At 38.1% G+C, this 24,285-nt stretch carries 21 protein-coding genes; 20 read left to right on the top strand and 1 reads right to left on the bottom strand.

Going from position 1 to position 24,285, the window contains the following annotated elements; translation table 11 throughout:
* Nucleotides 1-41: 41 nt before the first annotated feature.
* The 16 genes from WKH56_RS13635 (at nt 42) to WKH56_RS13560 (ending at nt 15,948) form a co-directional block, all read left to right on the top strand.
* Nucleotides 42-1,667, top strand: a complete 1,626-nt coding sequence (locus WKH56_RS13635) for a DHA2 family efflux MFS transporter permease subunit (RefSeq protein ID WP_028412180.1) — start codon at nt 42-44, stop codon at nt 1,665-1,667.
* 18 nt (nt 1,668-1,685) lie between these two features.
* On the top strand, nt 1,686-2,216 hold the full coding sequence (locus tag WKH56_RS13630; protein WP_014461382.1) for an NAD(P)H-dependent oxidoreductase: 531 nt from the start codon (nt 1,686-1,688) through the stop codon (nt 2,214-2,216).
* A gap of 8 nt (nt 2,217-2,224) precedes the next feature.
* Nucleotides 2,225-2,635, top strand: coding sequence for a hypothetical protein (locus tag WKH56_RS13625; protein ID WP_063248259.1), 411 nt, complete (start codon nt 2,225-2,227; stop codon nt 2,633-2,635).
* A gap of 162 nt (nt 2,636-2,797) precedes the next feature.
* A complete protein-coding gene (locus tag WKH56_RS13620) occupies nt 2,798-3,223 on the top strand; it encodes a MarR family winged helix-turn-helix transcriptional regulator (protein WP_028412182.1) in 426 nt (141 codons plus the stop codon).
* 118 nt (nt 3,224-3,341) lie between these two features.
* Nucleotides 3,342-4,331: a LacI family DNA-binding transcriptional regulator gene (locus WKH56_RS13615; protein ID WP_028412183.1), complete on the top strand. Its 990-nt coding sequence runs from the start codon at nt 3,342-3,344 to the stop codon at nt 4,329-4,331.
* Nucleotides 4,324-5,202, top strand: coding sequence for a ribokinase (rbsK, locus tag WKH56_RS13610; protein WP_063248258.1), 879 nt, complete (start codon nt 4,324-4,326; stop codon nt 5,200-5,202). Before WKH56_RS13615 ends, rbsK begins: the two co-directional genes overlap by 8 nt.
* The gene (gene rbsD / locus WKH56_RS13605) at nt 5,203-5,592 is read left to right on the top strand and encodes a D-ribose pyranase (protein WP_063248257.1); all 390 of its coding nucleotides are present in this window, start codon (nt 5,203-5,205) and stop codon (nt 5,590-5,592) included.
* Between the two features lie 14 nt (nt 5,593-5,606).
* The gene (locus tag WKH56_RS13600; RefSeq protein WP_028412185.1) at nt 5,607-7,088 is read left to right on the top strand and encodes a sugar ABC transporter ATP-binding protein; all 1,482 of its coding nucleotides are present in this window, start codon (nt 5,607-5,609) and stop codon (nt 7,086-7,088) included.
* 1 nt (nt 7,089) lies between these two features.
* A complete protein-coding gene (rbsC, locus tag WKH56_RS13595) occupies nt 7,090-8,049 on the top strand; it encodes a ribose ABC transporter permease RbsC (RefSeq protein WP_033578167.1) in 960 nt (319 codons plus the stop codon).
* A gap of 11 nt (nt 8,050-8,060) precedes the next feature.
* A complete protein-coding gene (gene rbsB, locus WKH56_RS13590; RefSeq protein ID WP_014461376.1) occupies nt 8,061-8,981 on the top strand; it encodes a ribose ABC transporter substrate-binding protein RbsB in 921 nt (306 codons plus the stop codon).
* 439 nt (nt 8,982-9,420) lie between these two features.
* Nucleotides 9,421-10,689, top strand: a complete 1,269-nt coding sequence (locus WKH56_RS13585) for a 3D domain-containing protein (RefSeq protein ID WP_034269680.1) — start codon at nt 9,421-9,423, stop codon at nt 10,687-10,689.
* Between the two features lie 176 nt (nt 10,690-10,865).
* Nucleotides 10,866-11,477 (top strand): flavin reductase family protein, encoded by a 612-nt coding sequence (locus tag WKH56_RS13580; protein ID WP_016763208.1) that lies wholly within the window; start codon nt 10,866-10,868, stop codon nt 11,475-11,477.
* A 351-nt stretch (nt 11,478-11,828) separates the two neighbouring features.
* Complete coding sequence (locus WKH56_RS13575; protein WP_028412189.1) at nt 11,829-13,106, top strand: ABC transporter substrate-binding protein; 1,278 nt, start codon at nt 11,829-11,831, stop codon at nt 13,104-13,106.
* Nucleotides 13,107-13,178: 72 nt separating this feature from the next.
* Complete coding sequence (locus WKH56_RS13570) at nt 13,179-14,033, top strand: carbohydrate ABC transporter permease (protein ID WP_014461372.1); 855 nt, start codon at nt 13,179-13,181, stop codon at nt 14,031-14,033.
* Nucleotides 14,034-14,101: 68 nt separating this feature from the next.
* On the top strand, nt 14,102-14,908 hold the full coding sequence (locus WKH56_RS13565; protein ID WP_013055640.1) for a carbohydrate ABC transporter permease: 807 nt from the start codon (nt 14,102-14,104) through the stop codon (nt 14,906-14,908).
* Nucleotides 14,909-15,213: 305 nt separating this feature from the next.
* Entirely contained in the window at nt 15,214-15,948 is a 735-nt protein-coding gene (locus tag WKH56_RS13560; RefSeq protein WP_049163048.1) for a sugar phosphate isomerase/epimerase family protein, read from the top strand.
* A gap of 31 nt (nt 15,949-15,979) precedes the next feature.
* On the opposite strand, the gene WKH56_RS13555 is transcribed toward WKH56_RS13560, so the two are convergent.
* The gene (locus tag WKH56_RS13555; RefSeq protein ID WP_013055642.1) at nt 15,980-16,495 is read right to left on the bottom strand and encodes a GNAT family protein; all 516 of its coding nucleotides are present in this window, start codon (nt 16,493-16,495) and stop codon (nt 15,980-15,982) included.
* Between the two features lie 486 nt (nt 16,496-16,981).
* Here WKH56_RS13555 and WKH56_RS13550 point away from each other — a divergent pair, with 486 nt between their 5' ends.
* Genes WKH56_RS13550 through WKH56_RS13535 form a run of 4 tightly spaced genes read left to right on the top strand, consistent with a single transcriptional unit; the run spans nt 16,982 to nt 24,283 of the window.
* Nucleotides 16,982-18,589 (top strand): GGDEF domain-containing response regulator, encoded by a 1,608-nt coding sequence (locus tag WKH56_RS13550; RefSeq protein WP_221833157.1) that lies wholly within the window; start codon nt 16,982-16,984, stop codon nt 18,587-18,589.
* Nucleotides 18,590-19,639 (top strand): HEAT repeat domain-containing protein, encoded by a 1,050-nt coding sequence (locus WKH56_RS13545; protein ID WP_165635520.1) that lies wholly within the window; start codon nt 18,590-18,592, stop codon nt 19,637-19,639.
* Nucleotides 19,629-21,038, top strand: coding sequence for a glycosyltransferase family 2 protein (locus tag WKH56_RS13540; protein ID WP_033578173.1), 1,410 nt, complete (start codon nt 19,629-19,631; stop codon nt 21,036-21,038). The genes WKH56_RS13545 and WKH56_RS13540 overlap by 11 nt, the downstream gene beginning before the upstream one ends.
* Entirely contained in the window at nt 21,035-24,283 is a 3,249-nt protein-coding gene (locus WKH56_RS13535; RefSeq protein WP_342835897.1) for a hypothetical protein, read from the top strand. Before WKH56_RS13540 ends, WKH56_RS13535 begins: the two co-directional genes overlap by 4 nt.
* Nucleotides 24,284-24,285 lie beyond the last annotated feature (2 nt).

Here is a 24,285-nt window from a genome sequence, read left to right as displayed (position 1 = left end):
AACGTACATGATTAAGAAGAGAAGAAAGGAGGAAGGAACTGATGTCAGCAAACACGATACAACCAGAGGAAAGCTCAGTTAAAAAGCATATCCCGCTACTAGTCGTACTTATGCTTGGATTGTTCTTAGCAATTTTAAACCAAACGCTGCTAAATGTTGCGATTCCGCATCTGATTACAGAGTTTGGCGTTACGGCTAATACCGCACAGTGGTTGCTTACAGGATATATGCTTGTAAATGGTGCACTTATTCCATTATCGGCCTATTTAATTGAACGTTTTGGCGTTCGTCGCTTATTCTTATTTGCGATGGCCTGCTTTACAATTGGAGCGCTTGTCTGCGGAATCGCGCCGACTTTCTCAATTATGCTAATTGGACGCCTGGTTCAAGCAGTCGGGGGCGGAGTGCTAGCACCTCTAGTTATGACCATTATCGTATTTATTTTCCCTCCTCATATGCGCGGAAAAGGAATGGGTATCTTTGGTTTAGCCATGATGTTCGCTCCGGCAATTGGACCGACGCTTTCAGGATGGGTTATTCAAAACTATGACTGGCACATTTTATTTACGGGAATGGTGCCACTAGGTGCACTCGTACTTATAATTGCAGCTTTTAAATTAAAAGATATTAAACCGCCTCAAAATGTAAAAGTAGATCTAATTTCTGTGTTTACATCTCTTGCAGGTATGGCTTTACTTCTATACGGCTTCAGTGAAGCTGGAAACGATGGCTGGACGGATTCAGTTGTATTATCAACGATGATCGGCGGTATTGTCTTATTAATCATCTTTGTTGTACAGCAGCTTCGACTTAAAAGTCCATTACTTGATGTGAGAGTATTTAAATACAATATTTTCTCATTATCTAATATCATCAGTATTGCCATTACAATCAGCATGTATGCTGGTATGTTCTTATTACCGATTTATTTGCAAAACATCCGTGGCTATTCAGCGTTTGACTCAGGCTTATTAATCTTGCCTGGTGCACTTGTTATGCTAGTCATGTCACCGATTTCTGGTACGCTGTTTGATAAATTAGGACCGCGTCCACTAGGGATTGTCGGGATGTTGATTACGGTTGTGACAACATTTGAATTTACAAAATTAACGCTTGAAACACCGTTTAGTCATATTGTTATTATTTATATGATTCGTGCATTCGGTATGTCATTATTAATGATGCCGATTATGACAGCTGGTTTAAATCAGCTGCCGGCAAAATTAAGCAGCCACGGTACATCTATGTCGAACACGCTTCGTCAGGTGAGTGGTTCAATCGGTATCAGTTTAATGACTACAATCTTTACAAATCGCACAACATATCATGTGAATGAAATGAGCAGTTCAATGACTACATCTGATCCATTCTTTATGAATAACTTCCAGGTATTTGTGCAAAAGATTGCTCAAACGCTTCACCTTTCTCAAACAGAAGCGCAAAAACAAGCTTTAACAACATTAGCTGGAAAAGTTCAAGCGCAAGCAACTGTACAAGGAATTAACGACGCGTTTTACTGGACAGTTATCATTGCCATTATTGGATTGATTTTAAGTTTCTTCCTACGTGATGTTCGTAAAGATCCAGTGGTAGAAGTAGAAGAGACAGAAAAAGAAACAACAGACGATATTCGTATGTTACCGGCACCAAAAGATATGAACTCATAAGCAACGGAGGGATAAAGGATGAAAATTTGTATCGTATATGATAGTGAAGGCGGACATACAGAGGCATTAGCTAAAGCGATTGCTTCTGGCGCTGAGCTGTCTGGAGAAGCAACTGTATATGTAAAGCATGTCGAAGAAGCAGATGTACGTGAACTGCCTGAAATGGATGCTATTATTTGGGGCTGCCCAGGGCATTTTGGAACAATCAGTTCAGGGTTAAAAACGTGGATTGATAAATTAGGTTATTTATGGGCAGAAGGTAAATTAATTGATAAAGTAGGTGCGGTGTTCTGTACAACAGCTACAACGCACGGTGGCTTAGAAGCAACGCTTTTAAATTTAATTACACCAATGCTTCACCAAGGAATGGTTATCGCTGGCTTACCAGGTAACATTCCAGAAAATGCGCTGTACGGTACTTATTACGGTGTGGGAATTACTTGTCCAATCGAAGGTGACGAATTATTAACAGAGAACGACCAAGCGCTAGGTAAAGCGTTAGGAGAACGTGTTGTTCAAGTGACTAAACGAATGACACAAGGACAGTAGGTGACAGTATGTTAGGTATTTTACTGATCGTTGTAGCTGTGATTCTGGTTGTCCTAATTATTACAATGAATGCTAAAGCATCATCTTCTAAGCGCCAGCGTACAGTTCCACCTAAAAAAGAAGCGGCTGCTTCAAATGCTCCTAAAGAGCCAAAAGTAGAAGAGAAAAAAGTAGCAGAAGAAAAACCTGCAGCACCAAAAGAAGAGCCAAAAGAGCCGCAGGCGAAGACGGAAACAAGAACATCTAGACATAAGAGAGAAAAAGATGTCATGAACGATGATATGTATCGTCAAGTGCTGCAAAAGTTTAGAGAAGGCGAAAAAGACGACACGGTTTTTACAAAAGAAGAACGTGACGTTATGAATGATGACGCTTTTCGTAAAGCTTTAAGATCGTTTAAGAAAAACGATAATGAATGAGTTTCTTCTATTATAATAGTACGGAATAAAACAGATAGAAAATAGGTTATAAGCATTCCGCGAAACCAGCCGCTCTCCCCAGGTTAGGTTTCGCTTGGAGTGCAGCAGGGGGCTGACATGTTAACATCGACTCCCTGATTATAAGAAAGGGGACGTCAAAACATGGAACAGCTCACATTTATTGAAGAGGTCCAGAGAATTTCGATATCCCTTAACAAAAAGGTAATGACAGAGATAAAAGAAAGGTTACTTTCACAAGGGATTACGCCTTTTCAATATCATATCTTATTAATTATCGGTAAATGCAGTCATATTGGAGTAACCAAGCTGGCAGAGGAGATGCGTGTAAAGCCTAGTGCGATCACTCCTGTTATTACTCGTTTAATAGACTTAGAGTTAGTTTCACGCTATCACTCTAAAGAGGATCGCCGTAAGGTAAACATTGAGTTAACTGCTAAAGGTGAACAAGTGATTGAAGAAGCAAATGAAATTGTGCAAAAGATGATTGCTCATTTCTTTTCTTGCTATGAGCCGAAAGATCAAGAGCAATTTTTGAAATTATTTAAGAAACTAGACGCTAATATCTAATGAAAGAAACATCACTTCTTAATGGAGTGATGTTTTTTTTGATAAAAAGATTGTCAACTTCACTTTTCCATGATATCATTTGTGTAAACGGTTACATATATGGAGGGAGGGAAATAAAGTGGTAACAATTCGTGATGTAGCAAAAGAAGCAGGCGTGTCCGTTGCGACCGTTTCGCGTGTTTTAAACAGTACAGGGTATGTAAAAGAAGACACGCGTGTGCGAGTAATGAATACAATTCAAAGATTAAACTACAGCCCTAACGAAGTAGCCCGTTCGCTTTATACACGTGAATCACGTTTGATTGGTCTATTGCTTCCAGACATCACAAACCCTTTTTTCCCTCAGCTCGCACGAGGAATAGAAGATGAAGTACATAGCCATGGATTTCGTTTAATTCTTGGCAATAGTGATGAGCAGTTAGAGAAAGAATTAACATATCTCCAAACGTTTACGCAAAATCATGTAGTAGGAATGATTACGGCAACAACAAGTTTAGCTCAGAAACTGTATGAAGGTCTTACATTTCCCGTCGTGTTTTTAGATAGAAGTTCTGATCAGTATCCATCCGTTTATGCTGATGGTTTTGAAGGCGGGAAAATCGCTGCAGAAGAAATAATCAAAAGAGGAAGTAAAAGAATTACTCTTATCAAAGGTCCAGTAAATGTAAAGCCTGCTCAGGAACGTTTTCAAGGCTCTCTTTCTGTCTTGAGTCAGTCTGATGCAGACTTTTACGTATTAAATACAAATTCTCTAGCATTTGACGATGCGCAGAAATGGGCAAAGGAAATCTTTCAAAAGTACCCTGAAACAGACGGGATTATCGCAAGTAATGACATTGTAGCCACAGCTGTTTTACATGAGGCGTTTCGATTAGAGAAAAGCGTGCCTGATGATCTTCAAGTGATTGGTTTTGATGATATTCCGCAAAGCCGCTTTTCGTTTCCAGCCCTGTCTACAATTCGTCAGCCTGCTTATGAAATGGGCAAGCAAGCAGCAGGTCTGTTAATGAAATGCATTAAGAAAGAACCTTTAATTCAAAAGCAAGTACAACTACCCGTTACGTTTATTGAACGAAATACGACACGAAAGGTTGAGGAACATGGCTAAAGTAACTGTGATTGGAAGTTCATCAATGGATTTAGTAGTAACATCAAATATTCGTCCTGGAGCTGGAGAAACAGTGTTAGGAGAATCATTTAAAACCGTTCCGGGAGGAAAAGGAGCGAACCAAGCTGTTGCGGCAGCCCGTCTTGGAGCGGATGTTAGTATGATTGGATGTGTGGGCGAAGATCATTACGGAAAAGCAATCCTGGAGAATTTCAAATCAAACGGTGTATCTGTGGAAAATGTGAAACCGGTTACAGATTCAGATAGCGGAACAGCTCACATTATACTCGCTGAAGGAGATAACAGCATTGTAGTTGTCAAAGGAGCAAACGACCATATTACGCCCGACTACGTAGAAAAAGCAAAAGAAAAAATTAAAGAAGCTGATATCGTACTTATTCAGCAAGAAATTCCAGAAGAAACGGTTGAATATGTTGCTCAGCTTTGTCAGGAACTTAAAGTACCGCTTTTATTAAATCCAGCGCCTGCAAGACCATTAAAAGCAGAAGTGATTGAACAAGTTTCTTACATCACTCCAAATGAACATGAAGCAGCGCTTTTATTTGAAGGAAAAGAAAAAGAAGAAGTATTAAAACAGTATCCAAATAAATTGTTTATTACAGAAGGAAAACAAGGCGTACGCTATTTTAACGGCGAGAAAGAAGTATTGGTTCCTTCTTATCAAGTAGAAACGATTGATACGACAGGAGCAGGAGATACGTTTAACGCAGCGCTTGCTGTGGCACTTGCCGAAGGAATGGGTTTTGAAAAAGGAATTCAGTTTGCTAATCGCGCAGCTTCGCTATCCGTCACTAAATTTGGTGCGCAAGGCGGCATGCCGACTCGAAAAGAAGTGGAGGAGAGTCTGTAAATGAAACGTCACGGAATGATTAACAGTCATATTACGAAAATACTAACAGATCTAGGTCATACAGACACTATTGTCATTGCAGATGCAGGGTTACCTGTTCCGGGTGACATGCCTAAAATTGATTTATCTTTAAAGCTAGGAGTGCCTAGCTTTGAAGATGTAGTAGTAGCTGTGTTAGAAGATATGGCTACAGAAAAAATAGTGATTGCTTCTGAAATGAAAGAAAGAAACCAAAAGGCTTACGAGTTGATGGAAAAGCAAAACATCTTAGTAGAAGAAGTATCGCATGAACAATTGAAAATGTTGACAAGCAAAGCGAAAGTTGTGATTCGTACAGGAGAAGCAACTCCTTATGCAAACTGTATTTTACAAGCGGGAGTTATTTTTTAAAAGAGGTGAACAGCATGCATATTGCAATGAGAGGAATTCATAAAGCCTTTGGAGCAAACCGTGTACTAAGGGGCGTGGATTTTGAATTACATGAAGGTGAAGTTCACGCACTAATGGGGGAAAACGGAGCGGGGAAATCTACGCTGATGAATATTTTAACCGGCCTTCATAAAAAAGATGAAGGACAGATTCTGATTGATGGCAAAGAGACGTATTTTCAAAACCCAAAAGAAGCAGAACAAAACGGAATTACCTTTATTCATCAAGAGCTGAACGTTTGGCCTGAAATGACGGTGCTTGAAAACTTATTTATCGGCAAAGAATTAAAAACACCTTTAGGTTTTTTAAAAACAAAAGAAATGAAAGCGTTAGCAAAGAAGCAGTTTGAAAAATTAGCTGTTACCATTCCTCTTGATCAAGAAGCAGGACTTTGTTCTGTCGGACAGCAGCAAATGATTGAGATAGCCAAAGCGCTGATGACGAATGCAAAAGTGATTATCATGGATGAGCCGACCGCAGCGCTTACTGAAAGAGAAATTCAAAAGTTATTTGACGTAATTAATGCCTTGCGAAAACAAGGTGTATCGATTGTCTATATTTCACATCGTATGGAAGAGATTTTCGCTATTTGTGATTCCATTACGGTCATGCGTGACGGACAGACGGTAGACAAAAAGCCGATTCCAGAAACCAGCTTCGATGATGTTGTTCGCAAAATGGTAGGAAGAGAGCTAACGGATCGATTTCCTGCTAGGACATCTCCTAAGGGAGACGTTGTTTTTGAAGCAAAAGGCTTGGAGAGAAAAGGTGTGTTTCAAGACGTTCATTTTTCAGTGCGATCAGGAGAAATTGTCGGCGTTGCGGGGCTAATGGGAGCTGGAAGAACCGAAATTATGCGCGCTATCTTCGGGCTTGATCCGTTAGAAAAAGGCGAAATTATCTTAAATGGCAAACGGGTCAGTATCACAAAGCCAGACCAAGCCATTAAATTAGGTCTCGGGTTCATTACAGAAGATCGTAAAACAGAAGGGCTCGTTCTGGATTTTTCTATTCGAGAAAATATTGCACTTCCAAGTCTATTCAGCTTTTCGCCAAAAGGCTTTATTGAACAAAAAAGCGAGCAGCAATTTGTAGATTTGCTTATTAAACGTTTAACGATCAAAACCGAGTCGTCTGAGACGAGTGCGGCTAATTTATCGGGAGGAAATCAGCAAAAAGTAGTTATTGCCAAGTGGATTGGCATTGGACCAAAAGTGCTAATTTTAGATGAACCAACTCGAGGAGTTGACGTCGGGGCGAAGCGTGAAATTTATCAGCTTATGAATGAACTGACAGACAGAGGCGTGGCTATTATCATGGTGTCTTCAGAGCTTCCGGAAGTACTCGGCATGAGTGATCGCATTTTGGTTGTGCATGAAGGAAAGATAACAGGTGAACTGACAAGTGAAGAAGCAACTCAAGAAAAAATTATGACATTTGCAACAGGAGGTCAGTAAAATGAAAGCAAACACAGCGATAAAAGAAAATCGCGTTGATAACGTGATGCAAAAGCTAGGTCCGTTACTAGGTCTATTTATTCTTATTGTCATTGTATCGATTTTAAATCCAAGCTTTTTAGAACCTTTAAATATTTTAAACTTGCTGCGTCAAGTGGCTATTAATGCTTTAATTGCATTCGGTATGACATTTGTTATTTTAACAGGGGGAATTGATTTATCCGTGGGCTCTATACTTGCTCTATCAAGTGCGTTAATGGCAGGTATGATTGTGTCAGGTGTAGATCCTATTTTAGCTATTTTAATAGGATGTGTGTTAGGAGCTGTAATGGGTATGGTTAACGGCTTACTTATTACAAAAGGAAAAATGGCGCCGTTTATTGCGACGCTAGCGACGATGACAATTTTTAGAGGGTTAACGCTTGTTTATACAGATGGAAATCCGATTACGGGCTTAGGCGAAAACTATTACTTCCAGTTATTTGGCCGAGGCTATTTCCTAGGTATTCCTGTTCCAGCAATTACGATGGTACTAGCGTTTGCTGTCCTATGGGTGATTTTGCATAAAACACCGTTTGGCCGTAGAACATATGCAATCGGTGGAAATGAAAAAGCAGCATTTATTTCAGGAATCAAAGTTCCGAAAGTTAAGGTTATGATTTACTCACTAGCAGGATTATTGGCAGCGCTATCAGGAGCGATTTTGACTTCTCGCTTGAATTCTGCTCAGCCAACGGCAGGTACGTCTTACGAGTTAGATGCTATCGCCGCAGTAGTACTGGGTGGCACAAGCCTTTCCGGAGGACGTGGACGCATTGTTGGAACGTTAATTGGTGCGCTGATTATCGGAACATTAAACAACGGTTTGAACTTACTCGGCGTTTCGTCGTTTTACCAAATGGTCGTAAAAGGAATTGTTATTTTAATTGCGGTATTAATTGATCGCAAAAAGTCAGCTTAGGAGGGAAAAACATGAAGAAAATTTGGCTCGTGCTATTATCATTTTCATTATTACTGTTAGGGGCTTGTTCACTTCAGCCTCCTGAGTGGGCGAAACCATCTGAAAGTAAAAATTTAAAAGATATTAAAATTGGTTTATCCGTGTCTACATTAAACAATCCGTTCTTTGTTTCCCTAAAAGAAGGAGTACAAAAAGAAGCAAAAAAACTGGGCATGGAAGTAGTTGTAGTAGATGCTCAAAATGATTCAGCAAAACAAATTAACGATGTAGAAGATTTAATGCAGCAAGGTGTTAACATTCTGCTTATTAACCCAACGGATTCAGCCGCTATTTCAACAGCTGTACAATCGGCTAATAATGTAGGGATTCCAGTTATTACGCTAGATCGTTCAGCAGAAAAAGGAAAAGTGGAAACACTGGTAGCTTCAGATAATGTAAAAGGTGGTCAAATGGCTGCTGATTACATTGTAAAAAAAGTAGGTGAAAAAGCTCAGGTAGCAGAACTTGAAGGCGTGCCCGGAGCTTCAGCAACTCGTGAACGAGGAAAAGGGTTCCACAACGTTGCAGATCAAAAGCTAGATATTACGGCTAAACAGTCAGCTGATTTTGACCGTACAAAAGGCTTAAACGTTATGGAGAACGTTCTTCAAGGAAACCCTGGTATCAAAGCCGTATTTGCTCACAATGATGAAATGGCATTAGGAGCTATTCAAGCGATTAACAGCTCAGGAAAAGATGTATTAGTAGTAGGGTTTGATGGAAACGACGATGCAATTAAAGCAGTAAAAGAAGGAAAACTAGGAGCAACTGTAGCCCAGCAGCCTGTTTTAATTGGTAAACTTGCCGTAAAGTCTGCTAAAAATGTTCTTCAAGGCAAAAAAGTAGATAAGCAAATTCCAGTGCCTTTAAAACTAGTAACCTCTGAAAAATAATGGCTTTATACGTGTGAAGAAAAAAGACGCTCATTTGATTTATGGGCGTCTTTTTATATATATAAAGTGTAAAAAAGAAGTGAAAAAGTCACAACTTTATAAATAGTGTAGGAATTATGTAGGTGGAATTTATGTAATAAAAAGTAAAAAACACAGAAAAAAGGCGGCAAAACACATAATTTTCTGTGAAAAATTTGTAATATAGCTGTAATAATAAGCGTTTATTTTGATTTTTAAAGAGTAATTTTGCCCCCTTTGTGACAAAAATATATCTTTTTTAATAAACAGTAAACCTCTCTATCAAGGGATTTTGGTGGTAAATTCCCAGAAAGAGATTCTTGGTTATACAGATTATGGGAAACTTTTAACTGTATTGTAACATAAACAGCTAGTTTTTTATGGTATAACTATGTCTATGAGGAAAGGGGACTATTACTTTATGAAAATTTTTAAGCGTATGACTCTTGCAGCAGTCACAGGGATTTTCTTCATGACCGGCATTACAGAGACTCACGCCCAATCGAATGAAGAAGCGCTCCAGACTACTGAAAATAAAATTAAAGAAACAGAAAAGGCTGTTCAACAAAAAGAGAAAGAGAAACAGTCTATCAATTCAGATGTTCAAAACATACAGTCACAATTAAATTCATTACATACAGTAATCTCTAGCAATAAAAAAGAGTTAGCATCGACTGAAAAGCAGATTTCAGAAGCGAACAAAATGATTGAGAAAAAGAAAAAAGAGATCGTTTTGCTTCAGGAAAAAGTGTTAAGTCGTAAAGATATTATTGAAAATCGATTAGTTGCTTTACAGCAGGACGATAAAACAAGCGTTGTTATTGATACATTAATGAATGCTGATAACTTTGGAGATTTTGTTGCACGTATGGGTGCGGTCACAACTTTATTGTCAGCAGATAATGATATTTTAAAGCAGCATCAAAATGACTTAGATCAAATTGAAAAAGATAAAAAAGAAATTGATAAGCAAGAAAAAGTATTAGAAGCAGCAAAAAGTAGCCTAGCGGCTAAACAAGCTGAATTAGATAAAAACGTTGCGAAACAAACAGCAACGTTAACAACTATGCAAGAAAAATACAGTACGGTCGTAAATGAAATTGATGCAGCTTCTTCAGAAAAAGCAAATCTTCAGTCTGAACTAACAGGCATTCAAGATAAGATTGCAAAAGAAAAAGAAGCAGCTCAAAAGCAAGCTGAGCAAGTGGCAAAACAGCAGGCGGCTGAAAAGGCTGAGGCTGATGCAGAAGCAAAGCGTCAAGCTGAATTAGCAACAGCTAAAAAAGAAGTAAAAACAGAGCCGAAACAAGAAGTAAAAACAGCTGCGGCTACAGAGAAGAAAGCAGCCGTTTCTTCAGAAGCAAAAGAAACGAAAAAAGAAGAAAGCACACAAAAGCATTCTGGAAAAGAAATGTATGTAGAAGCAACAGCTTATACAGCTAATTGTGCAGGCTGCAGCGGCGTAACAGCCACTGGACAAAATGTAAGTTCAGGCACTCATAAAATTATTGCGGTAGATCCATCCGTTATTCCATTAGGTTCAAAAGTATATGTAGAAGGATACGGAGTGGCAACAGCAGGTGATACGGGCGGTGCGATTAAAGGATATCGAATTGACGTATTAGTACCTTCTGAGTCAGCTGCAAAAGCATTTGGACGTCGTACAGTGAAAGTAACGGTGCTAAACTAAAGAGAAGATCCGAACGATTTATCGTTCGGATTTTTTCATTTTGTTGGTTTTCAGATGAGATGGATGCAGCTATGTCTCAGCCTCTTCTTTGCATGTTTGGTGAGCAAGTTGCTAGCTAATCTATGCTCTTTTCGTTACCATACAATAAAGTAAATGGAAGAAAAGGAGTGGGTAAAATGAAGGTAGTTGATCCAGCGGTACAAAGTGCAAAAGATAATTATCATTTGCTAACAGGTGTCGTCATTCCCCGGCCAATTGCGTTTATTACAAGTCAAAATGATGACGGTGTAGTGAATGCTGCGCCGTTTAGTTTTTTTAATGTAGTTGCGGCAGAGCCTCCGCTGATTGCCGTTTCGGTTTCGAGAAGTGAAGGTCAAATGACGAAAGATACGGCCAAAAATATTAGTGCATCTAAAGAATTTGTAGTTCATCTTGTAGACGAAAACTTAGTGGAACAGGTGAATCAAGCGGCATCTTCTTACCCTTCTTCCGTGAGTGAAGTCGAGGAAACAGGGTTAACACTAGCACCGAGCAAAAAAGTGCAGGTTCCCGGAATTCAAGAAGCCAGCATTCGAATGGAATGTAAGCTTCACCAAATTGTTCCATTAGGAACGGATGAGGCATACAGCTCAGATTTGTTTATCGGTGAAGTTGTGATGTTTCATATTAGTGAAAAAGTGATAGAAAACGATCGCGTTTCTGCAGAACGTGTGAAGCCAGTCAGCCGGCTTGCGGGTTCTAACTATAGTAAATTGGGGCAATTATTTTCCTTAGAACGTCCTAAATAAGCAAGAAAGTGTTACTTATGTAGCAAAAAAATAGTATACATTGGATTTTTTTAAATAAGCGATTGTGTTCTGTTTCAACAATAACAGTACATTCGCTTTTTTTTATGAACGAAAAAGTTAATAGAAACCATAATAACAAAATCAATTTACAAAAAGGCAAAAATGTAAGGTTTTTGCCTTTTATATTTACCATTGAGGAAAAGGGTATTCATTCATATAATTTAGATTAAGTAAATTGTATACGCTTTCAATATACAGAATTATTTTTCAATAATTCTATCTAGAAAGAGACGTGAGCGTTTACAAAAAAACTTGCCACACTAGGAGACGAGATTATAGGAGGGGTATTCATTGAAACGTTGGTTTAGTTTAATCAGTTTTGCACTCATTTTAACCCTAGTACTTGCAGGATGCGGAGGAAAGTCCGCTAATGAAACAAGTGGTAGCGGTGGAAAAGAAGTTGTTGCATGGGCTTGGAATATTAACGTACCGGTATTAAAGAAAGCAGCAGCAGAATACCAAAAAGAGAACCCAGGATTTAAATTAAAAGTAGTGGATATGGGACGTGAAGATGTTTATTCAAAATTAACAACAGGATTGCAGGCTGGCGGAAAAGGTCTTCCTGATATTGTATTAGTAGAAGACGATCGTTTCCAAGGATATTTGGATGCATTTCCAAAGGCATTTTTAAACCTATCTAAAAAAGGATTCGATAAGCAAGAAGATAAATTTCCAGAGTTTAAGAAAGCTCTTTTATCAAAGGATGGAGACATGTACGGCTTCCCGTTTGATGCAGGTCCGACAGGCGTTTTCTACCGCACAGATTACTTTGAAAAAGCAGGCGTAGATCCAAACAGTATCAAAACATGGGATGATTATATTGCTGCTGGTAAGAAAATTAAAGAAAAAGTTGGCGTTGATTTACTAGGTTTAGATTTTAATAATGACGATGGCTTATTCCGAATGGCACTAACGCAGCAAGGTACGTTCTATTTTAATAACAAAGGTAAGCTCAATTTAACTTCTAAAGAAGCGAAAAAAGCGATGGAGTTAAATAAGAAGTTAAAAGAAGCAGGCATTGTTAAAAATACAGTGGGCTGGGATGCTTCAATCAGTGCTTTAGCAGAAGGTAAAGTAGCAAGTTCACCATCTGGTGCTTGGCTATCTGGTTCTATTACGCAGCAGGCTCCGGATTTAAAAGGAAAATGGGGAGTATTTTTATTACCTTCGTTTGAAGAAGGAGGCAACCGTGCTTCTAACTTAGGCGGAAGCAACTATGTGATTTCAGCAAATAGCCAAAAAGCAGATGAAGCGTACAAATTTATGGAATATTTCTCAACAACAGATAAAGTTCAAGAAGAAGCGATGAAGGGCGGATTATTCCCATCATTAAATACCGTATATTCTTCAAAATTATTCACTGCACAAGATGAGTACTTTAACAATCAGACGATTTGGAAAACATTCGCAGATGAAATGAAAGATATTAAGCCGGTTAATTTTACAGGCAATTACTCAGTTGCAAACAGTGAAGCAGTCAAAGCTGTGTCAGAGGTAACAAATGGTAAGGGCGTTACAGACTCGCTTGAAGCAGCTCAAAAACGCTTAGAAAACCGAATTCAAAAATAATCAAGAAGCATAGAAGGTGATTTCTAGAAAATTGCCTTCTATCTCTTCTTCTTGCGGTACTAGGAGGTCATCATGAAGACAAATAAATCATTGCCTTACTTATTTATTGCTCCAGCACTTTTGCTGTTCGCGCTGTTTACCATCTATCCTATTTTTTCATCGTTTATTCTAAGCTTTCAGAGTATGGAAGGCGGAAAGTATGTATTTACCGGTTTATCAAACTATACACGTTTGCTCGGAGATGATATTTTCTGGAAAGCGCTTGGAAATACGGGGATTATTTTAATCGTTCAAGTACCCGTCATGATTTTATTAGCGCTTGTACTAGCTAACGCGTTAAACAGTCAGCTTTTAAGACTAAAAGGTTTTTTCCGAGTTTCATTTTTCTTGCCCGCAGTAACGTCGCTAGTTGCCTATTCTATTTTGTTTTCAATCATTCTTCAAGATGAAGGAATTATGAATACTATTTTAGGGTTTTTCGGTATCGATGCCATTCAGTGGCTGGGAGATCCTTTCTGGGCTAAAGTCTCAATCATCGTGGCGATGACTTGGAGATGGACAGGTTATAATATGGTTATTTTTCTAGCAGCTCTTCAAAGTTTATCTCATGAAGTTTACGAAGCAGCTGATTTAGACGGGGCAAATCGTATTCAAAAGTTTTTCCACGTAACGGTTCCACAATTAAAACCCGTTATCTTGTTTGCTACTATTTTATCAACAATTGGCACGCTTCAATTGTTTGACGAACCTTTTAACTTAACAAAAGGCGGCCCTGCTGATTCCACGATGACGCTAGGCTTATATATTTATCAAAATGGCTTTAAATATTTTGATTTTGGATATGCTTCAGCCATTGCGTACGTTGTTGTATTATTAGTCGGTATTTTAACGTTCTTCCAATTTAAATTTACGGGTGATAAATCATGAGTGTATTAGAGAGAGTAGAAGCAACCGCAGTAGATACCGTGCCTAAGGTTAAAAAGAAAAGCAACATCATGCGTAAAATAGGATTATACAGCATGCTTGGGCTGTTCACGATTATCTCTATTTTTCCGTTTTACTGGATGATTATCGGCGCTACGAATGAATCGGGAAAAATGTTTACAAACCCTCCAACGCTGAAGCCTGGCGATCAATTTATGACAAATCTACAAAATTTAAATGCTTCAATTGATTTAGGGCGCGTCTTTTTTAACTCAGTATTTGTTTCAGTCGTGTATGTGATTGTAGCTTTAATGGTTTGTTCTACAGCTGCATATGCGCTATCTAAATTTGAATTTAAAGGACGAAACGCAATTTTTACGACGCTTTTATTGTCCATGATGATTCCATATCAAGCAACGCTCATTCCGCTTTTTCAGCTGATGTCGAATTTTAATTTGCTTGATACGTATTTTGCTCTTATTGTTCCGCAGCTGTGCTTTCCGTTCGCTATCTTTTTATTACGTCAGAACTTTTTAGCTTTTCCAACGGAACTGATTGAAGCAGCACGTTTGGACGGTGCTGGAGAGATGAGAATCTTTTTAACCATTGTGCTTCCTTCTATGAAGCCTGCGATGGCTGCAGCAGCTATTTTCTTATTTATGACACAGTGGAATAACTTTATGTGGCCTTTAGTTGCGACTACATCAAACGAAATGGCTACATTGCCAGTTGCTCTTTCAAGCTTAATTGGATTATCAATTATTGATTACGGTCAAGTAATGATGGGGGTAACGATTGCAACCATTCCAATCATTGTCTTCTTCCTAGCACTTCAGCGTCATTTTATTTCAGGAATGCTTGGAAGTGCAGTAAAATAAAAAGCAGCAGATGTTGAGAAAAAAGTATGTTAGTTAAAGGAGGATCCTAAAGAATCTGATTGTTGATCGAGAATCAAATTCGTTCGGATTTTTTCCTTTCTAGGATGAACGTAGATTTAATTGTAGTTAATTGCTTCTAGGTGTTGATTGGAGGGCAAGACGAAGACTCCCGCGGAAAGCGAAGTCTTGCACGGAAATCAACAGCTGTGTAACAAGTAATTCATACTAGTTCAATTTGTTCGTCTTTAGATTGGGTTGATTTAGCGATAGTTCAATCACTTTCTTAATGAACAGGGGGAGAGAAGATGGGAGAAATACCTGTAGGAGTACAGCTTTATACGCTGCGTGAAGAAACGAAAAAAGACTTTAAAGGAACTCTTCAAAAAGTAGCTGCTTTAGGATATCAAGGGGTAGAGTTTGCAGGGTACGAAGGATATACAGCGCAAGAAGTAAGAGCATGGTTAACGGATTTACAGCTGAAGGCAGCTTCTAGTCACGTGCCGCTTGAACAATTAGAAGCAAATTTAGAGCAAGTGATTCACTTTGAGCAGCAAGTTGGAAATTCACATATTGTTTGTCCTTATTTAATGCCTGAACGACAAACTGAAAAAGGATATTTCGAACTTATTGATTCTTTAAATTACATTGATGCTTATTGTAAAAAAGAAGGCATGTCGTTTAGCTATCACCATCATGATTTTGAGCTAAAAAAATTGTCAACTGGAAAGTCAGCTCTCCAAACGATTCTAGAAGAAACTGGGGTAAATGTAGAGCTGGACATTTATTGGCTCACTAAAGCAGGCGAAGATCCAGTTGAGTGGATGAAGCACTATCGAAATCGTACGCCTTTTATCCATTTAAAAGATATGACAACAGACGGCGAGCAATTCTTTGCTCCTCTTGGTACCGGAGGGGTAAATGTAAAGGCTGTCATGAAAGAAGGCAATAAAGCAGGCGTAAAATGGTGGATTGTTGAACAAGATCAGTGCATAGAAAGTCCTCTTAGCAGTATTAAAAAAAGCTTAGCATATATCAAATAAAAAAAACGAACAGACGCTGTCTGTTCGTTTTTTATTGATAAGCTGGAGTCCATTCAATTTCTCCGCACTTATTCGTATAATCAATATTTACTTCAAAGTTATGTTTTTCATAAAAATGAATTAATCTTTCGAGATGATCCCAGTCGCGCTCAGCGATATCTCCTTTAATGACATGAACATTTTGATCAACCGCTACTTCTTTTAAATAATTCATACATACAGAGCCATATCCCTTATTAGCGGGACCTTTAATATCACCAATAAAAATCGTGTGATTATCTTCATATACGCCATCGATGGCAAAATCCCAAGCCCCTCTATAGGCTTTTGTGCATTCATTTAGCATAATTTTACATGCGTTTCCGTCATTTTGTGCCGATACAATAACTAACTGATTATCTTCAGGCTGATCGACACCGATAACTTCGTACTTTTTAGCAATTTCTTTTAAATTATCCTGCATGCGAAATAGCTGAAACTCTAAATCATCAAGTGTTTCTTTTAGTTCTTCTGCATTCTGGTTTTTTTCTGTAAGCTGAGTAAACATTTTATACTCCTTTCCGTCTGTTTTCGGTCTAAGTGCGCCTATGACAAAGAGGACACGGTGTATAAAGCGAAACTTTATTTAGCAAAGTATCTGCCTTAGTAAAAATATAAAAAGGAAAGAACCTGATTTGATTGATCGTTCATCAAAACGGCTGCTTTCCTTAACATTCACTTTTAAATTTTTTACAACGTGTATAAGGGTAACAAAGACTCATTAATTTTGTCAATAAGGTTGCAGGTCTATTTGTAAAGAAGATAACAGGACATTTTACTTATCTGGAAAGAAAAATAATAAGTGAAAAAAGAATCGTTTTAAAGTAAAATCATTGGAGGAAAAGTATGGTTAAAAAGGAATTGCTTTTCATTTGGAAAAAACATACTTAAAATAAAAGTAAGAAAATATTTCATTTACTTACAAAATATTATAGAAAAATGGATGGAGTAATATGGGGTAAGTGTTAACTATATCGAACAAAGGGTGTATAAGATGGATAAATATCAAATTGCATTATTAGCTAATGTGCGTAAGCAGCTGCAAGAGTGGACTGATCAAAATAAAGAAATACCTCATGAAGAGGTGTACCGCTTTTTGCATTCAATTTCTGGAACGTCTGCGACTATTGGACTGCATTATTTAGGAGATCGTTCCCGCGCGTTAATGGAAGCTGTTGAAAAAAAACAGAAAAAAATCTGGGATTACAGGGAGTTGAATACTTTTTTATTAGATATTATTAAAATTTGTTATCAAGATGAAATTCAATCCGCAGAAGATATAAATAAACCGATAGAAATAAGTGAACAAACAGCTAATATTTTACTTGTTGATGACGATCTTTCAATGCTGATGTATTTAAAAGAACAGTTTGAAAAGCAGGGATGGTACGTATTAGCAACTGCATCTAAAGAAAAAGCTATTACAGCTTTTTACGAATTAAAGCCGGATTGTTTTGTTGTTGATGTACATATGAAAGACTGTACAGGCTTTGACATTCTTTCATTTTTACGCGATAAAACAAAGCAACTGTTCGTTCCGATTGTCATGATGAGCGTTGATAATCAAAGAGAGACGCGTTTGAAGGCTTTTAAATTAGGGGCCGATGACTTCCTTGTTAAACCTTTCGATTTGGAAGAAAGTCTACTTCGAATTGGTCACCATATTGAACGAAAGCAAATGTTTAACTCCTATTTAATGTTTGATGAATTAACAGGAGCCTATAACCGAACGTATTTAAAAGAAATCTACAGTCAGCAGTTATCCAGCTACGACCGCTTAAAAGATCCTTTTTGTTTAGCGATTTTAGATTTAGATTTCTTTAAAAGAATAAATGATCAGTATGGACATCTTATGGGAGACCGCGTGCTGCAAGCATTTGTAGAGTATATGAAGCATGAAATTCGTCCAACAGATCACATTTTTAGATATGGAGGCGAAGAATTTATTCTTTTACTGCCAAAAACCAATATAAAAGAGGCAGAAACAGTATTAAATAGACTGTTGGATTCCTTTGTGAAAAAAGTGTTCACACATCAAAGCAATTCGTTTTATTGCAGCTTTTCCGGCGGAGTTGTAGAAGTTCATAACAATGAATGGCCGTTAGAAAAAGCGCTTCATCAAGCTGATGAAGCATTATATATAGCGAAGGAATCAGGACGTCAAAAAATTGTAGCTTCTTCTCAAAGCAAGCTGGTTAAAAAGCGAACGCTTCGTATGGCTATTATTGATGATGATTCTATCATTCGAACGATGCTGAAAGAGCTTTTGAGTAAGATTGATGTAGGAGATCGTTATGAAGTGAAAATAGAAGTGTTTAAAGACGGCATCGAGTTTTTGGAGTCCCAATGGATTCACTCTAGCGATCACTACTTTGTTATTTTAGATGGAATGATGCCTAAGATGGATGGCTTAGAAGTGCTGCAAAAATTAAGGCAGCAGAAACGTCACGATCAGTACACGGTTATTATGCTTACATCACGAAACAGCGAACAAGATATTCAAAGAGCATTAGAACTTGGGGCAGACGATTACATGACAAAGCCATTTAAGTTAATGGAGCTTGAAGCGCGCGTACGTCATTTAATGAAGAAGGTGAAATAAATGGGGATGTCAATTCAAGTGGTATATGCCTTATTTGGCGGATTGCTATTGCTGTTGGTTTGTTTTCTAAGTTATTTACTTATTCAAAAAGCGCGTTTAAACGCTTTCCGGGCAAAAGTAGAATCCTATAAAGATAGCATAAAAGAATCTCTTTTTATTTATTTATACAGAAAAGATGAAGAACATCGGATAGAGCCTAAAAATAAAATAGAGCTGGCGGGTGTAGAGGAACTATTGAGCGGTTTTTCTGCAGCTGTGCAAGGTGATGACATTCGAAATAACATCACGCTCTATGCGGAGAAGGTTTTTACACCCAAATATAAAAAAGAGCTGCATCATTCTAGGTGGAGTGTCAGAATGAATGCCCTTTATGCTATTGAAGATTTTGGTCTTACTACGCTAACAGACCAATTAGTAGAAATGTATGAGAAAAAAAATAGTACAGCGGCTGAAAAAAATCAAATTTTAAAGATTTTAGTTAAGCTAAACCGTCCTGAGTTTGTTATATACATGACGAATGCCTCTAAACCGCTGTCTGAATTTATGTACCGCTCTTTGTTTGGAACTATGAACAGTGAGCAGTTTCAGCAATTTATTAATAAATTTGAAGACCTGCAAGAAGAAATTCAGCTGCCACTTATCGATATGGTCGGTATCAATCATAAGTTAGAGTATATCGATTTCTTAAAAATGCACATGAAAAGTTCATCAGAAGAACTGCGAATTCGTTCGTTGAAATCACTTAACGCTTTATCTTTTCCATTAAAAGTAGAGGAGCTCACGAAACATCTTCAATCAGATATGTGGCAAGAGAGAATGATGGCTACCAAACTAGTAGGCAAAACGAGAGATGAGAAGGGATTGTCACTTCTCGAGCAGTCGCTGAAAGATTCTCATTTTCTTGTGCGTTCGAATGCTGCTCAGTCAATGATGAAAATCCCAACAGGTACGGAATACTTAGTTCATGTATATGAAACGACTGATGACAAGTTTTCGAAAGATATGGCAGCAGAATGGCTTGAAAAGGGAGGAATTACGGTTGTGGAATAGTGTTTGGCATCTTTTTTTGTCCGTTTGCGGATGGGCTGTATTTGCTTATATGATTTTTGTGCTTTGTTTTTATTTTATGATGTTTATCATCTCTGCTTTTCAACTGCGAAAGCAATATCAATTAAATGATGAAGAACCTTATGAAGATTTGCTTGCGGTTAGCTATACAACGCCGTTATCTATATTAGTTCCCGCTTATAACGAATCTGTCGGGATTATTGGAAGCGTGCGTTCGCTGCTTGGAATTGAATATCCGGAATATGAAGTAATTGTAGTAAATGATGGATCTTCAGATGATACGTTAGAAAAGCTCATCGAAGAGTTTTCTCTTGTGAAAATGAATCGAGTTGTGAGAAAGCAAGTGGAGACGAAAGAAGTAAAAGCTGTATATCGTTCTAAATTATACGATTATTTATATGTAGTCGATAAACAAAATGGAGGAAAGTCAGATGCATTAAATGCAGGAATTAATTTATCCAACTATCCTTATTTTTGTTCGATCGATGGTGATTCAGTGTTGGAAAGAGACGCTTTTTTAAAAGTTATGAAGCCAATTATTGATTCAGACGGAGAAGTAATTGCTTCAGGAGGAAGTATTCGAATTGCAAACGGATGTAAAATCGAAAACGGTGCGGTCGTATCGATTGGACTTGATACGCAGCCGCTTGTTGTGATGCAGATTATTGAATATTTACGTGCCTTTCTTATGGGGCGCATTGGTCTCAGTCGCCATAATTTATTACTTATTGTGTCAGGAGCATTTGGCGTATTTTCTAAACGCTGGGTGATTGAAGCTGGGGGTTATTCTCATACAGTCGGCGAAGACATGGAGCTTGTTGTTCGCCTCCACCGACTGATTAAACAGAAAAAAGCCAACAATCAAATTGTTTATATTCCAGATCCTGTATGCTGGACAGAGGCACCTGATGAAATCAAATATTTGCGAAGACAGCGAAACCGCTGGCACCGCGGTTTATTTGATAGTCTTTGGAAGCATAAAGAGATGCTGTTTAATCCGAAATACGGAAGTATCGGAATGATTTCTATGCCTTATTTTGTGTTTATTGAACTAATCGGGCCGGTCATGGAAATGTTAGGCTATTTGTTTATTGTTATTTCTCTAGTTGTAGGCGGGATTTATGTAGAATTTGCGTATTTGCTTTTTCTCTTAATGGTTGTATATGGTTCTCTTTATTCAATGGCGGCTGTTTTGCTAGAAGAGTGGAGCCTTCGCAAATATCCAAAAGTATCTGATATCGCTAAGCTGTTTGTCTTTTCCCTGACTGAATCCTTTTGGTATCGCCCTCTAACTGTTATATGGCGCTGTCATGGATTGTTGGACGTTATTCGCAATAAAAAAGGCTGGGGAGACATGCAGCGAAAAGGAGTTTCACAATGAAAAAATGGTTATTAATCGGCGGCGTTATTTTGGTTATGGCAGTAACGGCTTCGCCATTTCTTATTTGGCAGCTAAAGAAACCAACTGATTTGAATATGCTTGTCATTGATAAAACAGTGCCAGATCAAACGTTTCGAGAGCATCAGGGCTTAATGTGGATGCTGAATCAAGCGAAAGTACGCAAAGACGGGAAGCCTTATGAAATCTCAAAAGATTATGCAGGGTTTTATCCGAATGGAGATAAAACATACAGCATTAAATCTCTGCCAAAAACAAACTCTGCAGATATGATTTATATCACGGACACGTATGGCGTATACAAAGAAGATTTAGGCGTAAAAGCTAAAAGAGGAGATCGTTCTCAGCTGGTGTATGGCGGCATGACTTCTGAAGACGTGAGCTACGTTAAGAAAGCACTGAATGGACGTACAAAAACGCTGATTGGAGAGTTTAATACATTTGGAAGTCCTACTTCTCTAGACGTTCGCAAAGAACTGTATGAATTGTACAATGTTACGTGGTCCGGCTGGATTGGTCGCTATTTTGATGAATTCGGCAGTGAAGAAGTTCCTGCTTGGGTGAAAAGTGCTTACAAAAAGCAGTACAACAAAGAGTGGAACCTTACGGGCAAAGGCTTACTGTTTGTTAATGAATCCAATAAGCTCGTTATTATAACAGAAAAAGAATTAAAAGAAAATCCAGTATGGTTTGAATATACAAAACAAGGAAAAAAAACATTGAATTTACAGGATGAATCTGCTTATCAATATTGGTTTGACGTCATTACGCCCCAGCAAAAAAGTGATGTGCAGGCTCAGTTTGTCTTTCACTTGGATTCTGAAGGAAAAAACAAGCTAAAGGAAAATGGTATTCCTTTGTCCATACCAGCAGTCGTTCATCATAATAAAGAGCGATATGATACTTATTACTTTGCAGGAGATTTTGCAGATCAAGGAGAAGTACCTTCCATTTATCAAACCTCTTTTTACCCGGTGTGGAAGAAATGGACAGAGAAAATCGGAAAAGAAGATGAGTCTTCTTTTTACTGGACTGTTTATCTGTCTCTTATGAATAAGATTATAGATCAACAGCAACATGCATCGCAGCCTGCTTCTGTTACTTTTAATGAAAATATGGAAATCTATGAAGATACTGACCGTAAAGTAGCAGGGAAAGTAGGAAAAGATTATTTGCAAGTTTATCAAAACGGCAAGTGGAAAGATTTGCTGATTAAAGGAGTAAATATGGGCATTAGTAAGCCAGGCCATTTCCCTGGTGAGACCGCTATTTCAAAAGAAGAATATTTGCGCTGGTTTGAAGAAATTGGCAAGATGAATGCAAACTCAATCCGCGTATACACCATTCACCCTCCCGGCTTTTATGAAGCGCTTGCTGAGTATAACCAAAAAGCCAAAGAACCCATTTATCTTTTTCATGGAGTATGGGTGAATGAAGAAGTTTTCTATGATTCACAAGATGCTTTTGCAAAGGAAAACACAAAAGAATTTGAAGCTGAAATGAAAAGGATAGTAAACGTTATTCATGGAAATGCAACACTGCCAAAACGGACGGGACATGCAAGCGGAACGTATACAGCAGACGTGTCTCCTTATGTTTTAGGCTGGATTATAGGAGTTGAATGGGATCCCACGGTAGCCCTTTCGACAAATGAAAAACATAAAGGAATGAAAGATTTTAAAGGGAAGTACATCTATACGGAAAAAGGCAATCCCTTTGAAATTTGGCTTGCGCAGCTTATGGAAAAAACAATTTCCTATGAGCAGAATAAATATGATTGGCAGCGGCCTATGAGCTTTACGAACTGGGTGACGACGGATTTATTGACTCATCCATATGAGCCTTCTGAAGACGAAGATAAAGTGTCTGTTAATCCTAATTTAATTCACACAACTAAAAAATTTGAGCCGGGATTATTTGCTTCTTATCATATTTATCCTTACTATCCTGATTTCTTAAACTACGAACCTCGTTATCTCGCTTATCGCGATCATCGAGGAGAGAAAAATAACTACGCAGGTTATTTGCAAAATATGAAAGAAGTTCATCATATGCCCGTGCTTGTTGCTGAATTTGGCATTCCGGCTTCGCGAGGACTCACCCATAGAAACGTATACGGATGGGATCAAGGCTTTCATACGGAACAAGAACAAGGAAAGATTCTGTCACGCTTGTACGAAGATATTGTTGAAGAAAAAATGGCTGGCGGTATGGTCTTTACATGGCAAGATGAATGGTTTAAGCGAACGTGGAATACGATGGAGTACGACAATCCGAACCGCAGGCCATTTTGGACGAATTTGCAAACGGGAGAACAGCATTTTGGCCTGTTGAGTTTTGATCCAGGAACAAAGCTGAAAGTCAAAGTAGACGGCAAGTCAGATGATTGGAAAAAGCTGAACAGCAAGTCGGTATATAAGCCGTCTAAGAAGTTAAAAGCATTGAACATTACAAGTGATGAAGGTTATCTATATCTACACGTGAGTGCAAAAGAGCTGGAAGATCAAAAGCTTTATTTCTTGTTTAACACAATTAACAATCAGGGACAGTCAAAGATTCCTCAAATTCCTTCTTTAAAAACAAAAGGAATTGATTTTGTAGCAGAATTAAACGGGAAAGAAGACAGTCACTTGTGGATAGACAGCTATTACGATACGTATTATTTTTCGTATGCCCATCAGCTTCAAATGATTCCATCTGTAAAAGGAACCGATACAAAAGATAACGGCATGTTTAATCCAATCAGGCTCGCCCTTAACAAAGAGTTAGCGATTGGAGAGGGGAAAAACAAGAGAACCATTCCTTTTGACGCCTATGAAACTGGGAAGCTCCAAGAAGGAAACAGCGATCCTAACTCTTCTTCATTTGATTCGCTGGCAGATTTTAAAGTGAATGAATCAAATGGAATTGCTGAACTTCGCATTCCTTGGGCGCTTTTAAATGTAAAAGACCCGAGTCAAAAAGAAATAATGGGAGATATTTGGTCCAAAAAAGGATTAGAATCCAGCGAGAAAATGAAAGGAATTCAAGTGGGAGTCGTAGCTGTTAATAAGAAGAACAATGACGTGGAAGATACGTTTCCGACTCAGAAAAAAAGAGAACTTTTATTAAAAGATTTTTACTTATACAAGTGGAAAGATTGGGAGTATCCAACTTTTCACGAACGAATAAAGCCGTCCTACTTCATATTGCAAAAAACGTATGGACGACTACAAGCGGAGGAATAACA

It is taken from the genome of Priestia sp. SB1 (assembly GCF_038898415.1).
Note: the sequence above shows the minus strand (reverse complement) of the source record. Positions and strands in the feature narration are given on the sequence as shown.

What these genes read in the sequence shown, in the direction of transcription:
- WKH56_RS13635 (WP_028412180.1), top strand. Translation starts at nt 42, where the DNA reads ATGTCAGCAAACACGATACAACCAGAGGAAAGCTCAGTTAAAAAGCAT.
- WKH56_RS13630 (WP_014461382.1), top strand. Translation starts at nt 1,686, where the DNA reads ATGAAAATTTGTATCGTATATGATAGTGAAGGCGGACATACAGAGGCA.
- WKH56_RS13625 (WP_063248259.1), top strand. Translation starts at nt 2,225, where the DNA reads ATGTTAGGTATTTTACTGATCGTTGTAGCTGTGATTCTGGTTGTCCTA.
- WKH56_RS13620 (WP_028412182.1), top strand. Translation starts at nt 2,798, where the DNA reads ATGGAACAGCTCACATTTATTGAAGAGGTCCAGAGAATTTCGATATCC.
- rbsK (WP_063248258.1), top strand. Translation starts at nt 4,324, where the DNA reads ATGGCTAAAGTAACTGTGATTGGAAGTTCATCAATGGATTTAGTAGTA.
- rbsD (WP_063248257.1), top strand. Translation starts at nt 5,203, where the DNA reads ATGAAACGTCACGGAATGATTAACAGTCATATTACGAAAATACTAACA.
- WKH56_RS13600 (WP_028412185.1), top strand. Translation starts at nt 5,607, where the DNA reads ATGCATATTGCAATGAGAGGAATTCATAAAGCCTTTGGAGCAAACCGT.
- rbsC (WP_033578167.1), top strand. Translation starts at nt 7,090, where the DNA reads ATGAAAGCAAACACAGCGATAAAAGAAAATCGCGTTGATAACGTGATG.
- rbsB (WP_014461376.1), top strand. Translation starts at nt 8,061, where the DNA reads ATGAAGAAAATTTGGCTCGTGCTATTATCATTTTCATTATTACTGTTA.
- WKH56_RS13585 (WP_034269680.1), top strand. Translation starts at nt 9,421, where the DNA reads ATGAAAATTTTTAAGCGTATGACTCTTGCAGCAGTCACAGGGATTTTC.
- WKH56_RS13580 (WP_016763208.1), top strand. Translation starts at nt 10,866, where the DNA reads ATGAAGGTAGTTGATCCAGCGGTACAAAGTGCAAAAGATAATTATCAT.
- WKH56_RS13570 (WP_014461372.1), top strand. Translation starts at nt 13,179, where the DNA reads ATGAAGACAAATAAATCATTGCCTTACTTATTTATTGCTCCAGCACTT.
- WKH56_RS13565 (WP_013055640.1), top strand. Translation starts at nt 14,102, where the DNA reads ATGCGTAAAATAGGATTATACAGCATGCTTGGGCTGTTCACGATTATC.
- WKH56_RS13560 (WP_049163048.1), top strand. Translation starts at nt 15,214, where the DNA reads ATGGGAGAAATACCTGTAGGAGTACAGCTTTATACGCTGCGTGAAGAA.
- WKH56_RS13555 (WP_013055642.1), bottom strand. Translation starts at nt 16,495, where the DNA reads ATGTTTACTCAGCTTACAGAAAAAAACCAGAATGCAGAAGAACTAAAA.
- WKH56_RS13550 (WP_221833157.1), top strand. Translation starts at nt 16,982, where the DNA reads ATGGATAAATATCAAATTGCATTATTAGCTAATGTGCGTAAGCAGCTG.
- WKH56_RS13545 (WP_165635520.1), top strand. Translation starts at nt 18,590, where the DNA reads ATGGGGATGTCAATTCAAGTGGTATATGCCTTATTTGGCGGATTGCTA.
- WKH56_RS13535 (WP_342835897.1), top strand. Translation starts at nt 21,035, where the DNA reads ATGAAAAAATGGTTATTAATCGGCGGCGTTATTTTGGTTATGGCAGTA.